This window comes from Sphingomonas sp. FUKUSWIS1, from assembly GCF_000733135.1.
Taxonomy (GTDB): Bacteria; Pseudomonadota; Alphaproteobacteria; order Sphingomonadales; family Sphingomonadaceae; genus Sphingomonas; species Sphingomonas aerolata.
Map to the genome: position 1 here is coordinate 3354 of NZ_JPJC01000226.1, position 6769 is coordinate 10122.

Sequence of the window (6769 nt, forward strand, 5' to 3'; positions counted from 1 at the left end):
ATCGCGTACGTCGCGGTTGAGTATTCACCCGCGCTTGGCCTAGAGCTACCGGGAACACGAGGCCAGCATGACCGATATCCCCAATACCCAACCCGACAGCCGCGAGACGACGATTCTCGACGCCCCCGACCGCATGGTGAAGGTGCGCGAGATGTTCGGGATCGATTCCGACATGGAGGTGCCCGCCTTCTCCGAGGCGGACGAGCGCGTCCCCGATCTCGACCCCGCCTATGTCTTCGACGCGGACACCACGCTCGCGGTCCTCGCGGGCTTTGCGCACAACCGCCGCGTGATGGTCCAGGGCTATCACGGCACCGGCAAGTCGACCCATATCGAACAGGTCGCGGCACGCCTGAAATGGCCGTGCATCCGCATCAATCTCGATGCGCATATCAGCCGCATCGACCTGATCGGCCGCGACGCGATCGTCCTGAAGGACGGCCAGCAGATCACCGAGTTCCGCGAAGGCCTGCTCCCCTGGGCGCTGCAGACCCCGACCGCGCTCGTGTTCGACGAATATGACGCAGGGCGTCCCGACGTGATGTTCGTGATCCAGCGCGTGCTCGAGACCGAGGGCAAGCTGACGCTGCTCGACCAGAACCGCGTGATCCGCCCGAACCCCTGGTTCCGCCTGTTCGCGACCGCCAACACGGTCGGCCTCGGCGACACCAGCGGGCTGTATCACGGCACGCAGCAGATCAACCAGGGTCAGATGGACCGCTGGAACATCGTCGTCACGCTCAACTACCTCCCCGCCAAGGTCGAGGCGCAGATCGTGCTCGCGAAATCGGGTGAATATGACAAGCCCGACGGCAAGAAGGTCGTCGAGAACATGGTCCGCGTCGCCGACATGACCCGCAAGGGCTTCGTCAACGGCGACATCTCGACCGTGATGAGCCCGCGTACCGTGATCACCTGGGCGCAGAACGCGCTGATCTTCGGTGACGTCGGCTTCGCGTTCCGCCTGTCGTTCCTCAACAAGTGCGACGAGGCAGAGCGGTCGCTGGTCGCGGAATATTACCAGCGCGTGTTCGGCAAGGACCTGCCCGAGAGCGTGATGGGCAAGGCCTGAGGCCTTGGCGAACGAAACGCCCCTCGACCGGTTCAAGGCGGTTCTCGCCGGCACCGCGCGTGCGATCGCGGAGGAGCCTGAGGTCGAGCTCGCCTTCACCGCGGACGCGCCGGCGCAGTCGGGCAAGCACATCAAGGTGCCGATGCCCGCGCGCGCGCTGCCGCCCGAACAGGTCGCGGAAGCGCGCGGGTTCGCCGATGGATTCGCGCTCCAGCTGAAGCATCACGACATCGCGCTGCACAACCGTGCCGCGCCGGTCGAGGCGGTCGCGCGTGCGGTGTTCGACGCGGTCGAGACCGCGCGCGTCGAGGCGCTGGGGTCGCGCGGCTATGCCGGGATCAGCGACAACCTCGCCATGGCGCTCGACGTCCGGCTGCGCGCCGACCCGATCACGCGCGCGCGCAACCGCGACGAGGTGCCGTTGTCGACCGCGCTCGGGCTGATGGTGCGCGAGCGGCTCACCGGGCAGGAATCGCCCGCGGTTGCTGCACCCGGTCTCGCGCTGGTGCGTGAGTGGATCGAGCAGAAGACCGATCTCGACGCGCTGGCCTATGCGATCGACGACCAGAAGACGTTCCAGGGCCTGGCGCGCAAGATGCTCGCCGAGCTCGAGCTCGTCCAGGCGGACCAGGTCCCCGAGGAGAGCGAAGAGGGCGGCTCCGAGGATGAGGGCACCGACGAGCAGCAGCAGGACGAGGGCGACGAAGGCGACGACCAGGGCGAGGACGGCCAGGGCGAAGTCGAGGCGCGCGGCGAACAGTCCGAGCAGCAGAACGAGGAAAGCGACGGCCAGGAGCAGAGTGACGAGTCGATGGACGACATCGACGGCGAGCCCGGCGATGACGGCGAGGAGGGCATGCAGCCCGTCCGCCCTAACCGCCCGATGGCGGACATGGGCACTGCGTTCGACTACAAGCCATGGACGACGCAGTTCGACGAGGTGATCGCCGCGACCGAGCTGTGCGATGCCGAGGAACTGGCACGACTGCGCGGCTATCTCGACCAGCAGCTTGTCCATCTCCAGTCCGCCGTGTCGAAGCTCGCCAACCGGCTGCAGCGCCGGCTGATGGCGCAGCAGTCGCGCTCGTGGGATTTCGACCAGGAGGAGGGCATTCTCGACGCTGCGCGGCTCGCCCGCGTCATCGTCAACCCGACGCTGTCGCTCAGCTACAAGGCCGAGCGCGAGACCGATTTCCGCGACACCGTCGTCACGTTGCTGATCGACAATTCGGGGTCGATGCGCGGACGTCCGATCTCGATCGCGGCGATCAGCGCGGACATCCTCGCGCGTACGCTCGAACGCTGCGGCGTGAAGACCGAGATCCTCGGCTTCACCACGCGCGCCTGGAAGGGCGGCCAGTCGCGTGAGACGTGGCTCGCCGCCGGCCGCCCGCCCCAGCCTGGCCGGCTCAACGACATCCGTCACATCGTCTACAAGCGTGCCGACGAGCCATGGCGGCGCGCACGCAACTCGCTCGGGCTGATGATGCGCGAGGGGTTGCTGAAGGAGAATATCGACGGCGAGGCGCTGATGTGGGCGCATGCCCGGCTCGTCGCGCGGCCCGAGGAACGCCGCATCCTGATGGTGATCAGCGACGGTGCGCCGGTCGACGATTCGACGCTCAGCGTGAATTCGGGATCCTATCTCGAACGCCATCTGCGTCAGGTGATCGGCTGGATCGAGACCAGGTCGCCGGTCGAGCTCGTCGCGATCGGCATCGGCCACGACGTGACGCGCTATTATGCGCGCGCGGTGACGATCATGGACGTCGAACAGCTCGGCGGGACGATCATCGAACAGCTCGCATCGCTCTTCGACACCGAGTGACGGCCATTCGGCCACCGCGCGCGTGATCGCCCCCCCGCGCGGCGGGTTTGCAGGCCCCGTGAAGCGGTCGATCACGATCGCCGGTCACCAGACGTCGATCAGCCTCGAACCGATCTTCTGGCAGGCGCTCGAGCGGGAGGCGGTTCGGCTCGGCCTGCCCTTGTCCGCGCTGGTCGCAGAGATCGACGCGCTGCGCATCGTCGCGGACGCACCCCCGAACCTCGCCAGCGCCTTGCGGAGCTGGCTGTTCGCCTCGTCGACTTGAGAACCAGTCGCATTAGAATTGACAGTGCGAACGACTCTCAATAGCGATACTCCAAGAGCAAAAGGGGTTTCACTATGTCGACTGTTTCGCCGCGGGGCGTCGCGCCGCGTCCTGCCACGATGCCCGCCTTCCTGGCCCTGTCCTGCATCGGTGCCTTCACGACCGCGCCGGCGCTCGCCGCCGATGCCGACCGGACGACGGCGACGCCCAAGGCCACCCCGACGGACACGGCCGACGTGCAGCACCGTGACGAGATCCTGGTCAACGGCCACCGCGAACGCGATGCCGGCCCGAAACAGGTCGCGCCGCTGGTCGATACCCCGCGCTCGGTCATCGTCCTGCCCAAGGAGGTGATCGAGCAGACTGGATCGAACAGCCTCGCGGATGCGCTGCGCACCGTGCCCGGCATCACCTTCGGCGCCGCGGAGGGCGGCAATCCGATCGGCGACCGCCCCTTCATCCGCGGGTTCGACAGCCAGGGCAGCATCTTCGTCGACGGTGTCCGCGACCTCGCCTCGCAGACGCGCGAGGTGTTCGCGGTCGAATCGGTCCAGATCGTCCGCGGGTCCGATTCGACGCTCGGCGGCCGCGGCTCGGCGGGCGGCACGATCAACATCCTGTCACGGCTGCCCGTGCTCGACACGTTCGGATCGCTCAGCGGCAGCTATGGCGAGGCGGACTATAAGCGGGTCACCGGCGACGTGAACCTCAAGATCTCCGACACCGCGGCGTTCCGGATCCAGGGCATGTGGCACGACCAGGACGTCGCGGGCCGCGATGCGATCTGGCAGAAGCGCTGGGGCGTGGCGCCCTCCGTCGCGATCGGGCTCGGCACGCCGACCCGGCTGACCGCGAGCTTCTATCACATGGAAAGCAGCGAACTGCCCGACAGCGGCATCCCCTATCTCTACACGATCAACAATCACCCCGGCACCGGCAGCGTCACGACACGGCCCGCGCTCGGGACCGTGACGACCGCGGGCGGCCAGACCGGCTTTGTCTCCCGGAAAAACTTCTACGGGCTGGCGGCGCGCGACTTCCGCGACGCCGACACCAACCAGGCGACGATCCGCGTCGAGCATGATTTCGGCGGCATCACGCTGCGCAACACCGCACGCTACACGCACAGCACGCAAAGCTTCATCTTCACCCTCCCCGACGACAGCCAGGGCAATGTCTATGGCACCACCGCGACCAATACGGGCGCGAACGTGACCAATGGCGGCTATGTCTGGACGCGCGGCAACACGCGCTACGGCTATAGCGAGAGCATCGTCGACCAGACCGACCTGTACGGCAAATTCAATACCGGCGGCATCGAGCACAGCTTCTCGCTCGGCACCGAGCTTTCATGGGAAAAGACGCGGCGCGGCACGTTCGTGTCGGCGAACGGCTCGACGATCTCGCCACGCTGCAACACGGCGACGATCGCGCGCTCCTATTGCGTCAGCCTGTTCGATCCGGATCCCTATGCGCCCTGGGTCAATTACGCGAGCGACACGTCGACGACGCAGACTCCGATCGCACGGGGCGCGCTGTCCACCGAAACGCAGAACGACGCCAATACCAAGGCGGTCTACGCGTTCGATTCGATCACGCTGATCCCGGCGCTGATCCTGAACCTGGGTGCGCGTTACGACCGGTTCGAATCGACGATCACGCTGCCGGGCGCAACGCAGACGAAGCTCACGCGCGTCGACAACCTCTTCAACTGGCAGGCAGGGCTCGTCTTCAAGCCGACGCCCGAGACCAGCCTCTATGCGAGCTACGCGACCGCCGCGACGCCGCCGAACAGCCTGCTCGGCGAAGGCCGCGAGGATAACGCGATCACCGTCGCAGTGCTCGGGCTGTTGAAGCCGCAAAAGACCAAGTCCTACGAGGTCGGCGCCAAGGCGAGCCTGTTCGCCGAGAAGCTGCAGATCGGCGCGGCGGTGTTCCAGACGGAGATTTCCAACGCGCGCGTGCTCGACGACACGAACACCGCATCGTTCATCGGCGAGACGCGGATCCGCGGGTTCGAGTTCAACGTCAGCGGGACGATCCTCCCCGGCTGGACGGTGTTCGGCGGGTTCACGCATCTCGATCCGAAGATCATCGACGGTGGCTTCACGACGCTGACCGCCCTCGCGATCACGACCACCGCGAACGGGGTGACGACCGTCGTCCAGCCTGCGCGGACCACCGGCGTCGTGTCGGTCAACACCGGCAAGCAGGTACCGCAGACCGCGAAGAACAGCTTCACCGCGACGACCAATATCGACGTGACGCGCCGGCTGCAGATCGGTGGCACGGCACTGTACATGGACGAACAGATCGGCGGCTATGCCGACAATCGCGCCGCGCGACAGACTGCGGCGGGCGTCGTCACGGTAACCCCCGCGACCAAGGTCCTCACCCGCAGCACGCCCGGTTACTGGCGGTTCGATGCGCGGGCCAGCTACAAGCTGACCGACATGATCGACCTCAGCGTCAACGCGCAGAACCTGACCAACAAGACCTATTTCTCGCAGACCTATGCCAGCCACTATGCCACGCTCGCCGCGGGCCGTACGGTGTTCGGCACGGTCAACCTGCGGTTCTGAGGGCCAGCGTGACGGCGCTAGACACACTTTCGCCCGACGCCATCGCCGCGCGCCTCTCCGGCACTCCGGAGGACCGCGCGGCGTTCGTGCGCGAGGCGGCGGACGCCGGCGTGGCGGAGGCACAGGCGGTCTACGGGCAGATGCTGCTCGACGGGACCGGCGTCGCGGCCGATCCGGCTGCCGCCCTGGCCTGGTTCGTCAAGGCGGCGGCGCAGCATCACGTGATGGCGCTCAACATGGTCGGGCGCTGCTACGATCTCGGCTGGGGCACGCCGGTCGACAAGGCGCGTGCGGCCGAATGCTACCGGGTCGCGGCTGCGCGCGGGCTCGACTGGGCGATGTACAATTACGCGACGCTGCTGGCGCTGGGTGACGGCGTGCCCGAGGACAGGCCGGCCGCGCTCGCCCTGCTGGAGAAGGTTGCCGCGATGAACACAGGGCTTGCAAGCGCGAAAGCGATCAACTTCGTCGGCAGCTTTGCCGAGGATGGCTGGGCCTGCCCCCGCGACCTCGCGCGTGCCGCGGCCTGCTATGCCAGTGCGGCAGAGGGCGGCGATTTCCGCGGCTGTTTCAACCATGCGCGGATGCTCGGTGCGGCGGGCGAGATCGACGCCGCGCTCGGCTGGCTCGAACAGGCCGGCGCGCGGGGCAACGCCGCGTTCGTGACGAAGGCGCAGGCGTTTCTCGCGGCCAGCGACATCGCGGCGTTCCGCACGCGCGGCGTCGCGGCGTTGCGGGAGGGCACGCAGTGCTGATCGCGATTCCAGACGTGCTCGATCCCGCCGGCGTCGCGCGGGTCCGTACGTTGATCGACGCGGCCGAGTGGGTCGACGGCAACGCGACCTCGGGCGTGCAAAGCGCGCTCGCCAAGCGCAACGAGCAATTGCCCGAGGAGTCGGCCGCGGCGAAGGACGCCGGCGGCATGATCCTCGACGCGCTGGGGCAGTCGGCGCTGTTCATCGCCGCCGCACTGCCGCTGAAGGTCTTCCCGCCGCTGTTCAACCGCTATGCCGGCGGGCAGG

5 protein-coding genes and 1 pseudogene are annotated in these 6769 nt (G+C 67.4%); all 6 read left to right on the forward strand.

The window, feature by feature from the left end; translation table 11 throughout:
• Positions 1-67 precede the first annotated feature (67 nt).
• On the forward strand, positions 68-1072 hold the full coding sequence (gene cobS / locus sphsw_RS13505; protein ID WP_031393922.1) for a cobaltochelatase subunit CobS: 1005 nt from the start codon (positions 68-70) through the stop codon (positions 1070-1072).
• Between the two features lie 4 nt (positions 1073-1076).
• Positions 1077-2900, forward strand: coding sequence for a cobaltochelatase subunit CobT (cobT, locus tag sphsw_RS13510; protein WP_031393923.1), 1824 nt, complete (start codon positions 1077-1079; stop codon positions 2898-2900).
• Positions 2901-2922: 22 nt separating this feature from the next.
• A complete protein-coding gene (locus tag sphsw_RS13515; protein ID WP_031441063.1) occupies positions 2923-3165 on the forward strand; it encodes a ribbon-helix-helix domain-containing protein in 243 nt (80 codons plus the stop codon).
• Positions 3166-3239: 74 nt separating this feature from the next.
• Positions 3240-5747 carry a TonB-dependent receptor gene (locus sphsw_RS13520; protein ID WP_031441064.1) on the forward strand — a complete coding sequence of 836 codons (2508 nt, stop codon included), beginning with the start codon at positions 3240-3242 and terminating at the stop codon, positions 5745-5747.
• Between the two features lie 8 nt (positions 5748-5755).
• Entirely contained in the window at positions 5756-6502 is a 747-nt protein-coding gene (locus tag sphsw_RS13525; RefSeq protein WP_042467318.1) for a tetratricopeptide repeat protein, read from the forward strand.
• Positions 6496-6769: pseudogene (locus tag sphsw_RS13530) on the forward strand (PKHD-type hydroxylase); the annotation flags it as partial. The gene sphsw_RS13525 and the pseudogene sphsw_RS13530, both read left to right, overlap by 7 nt.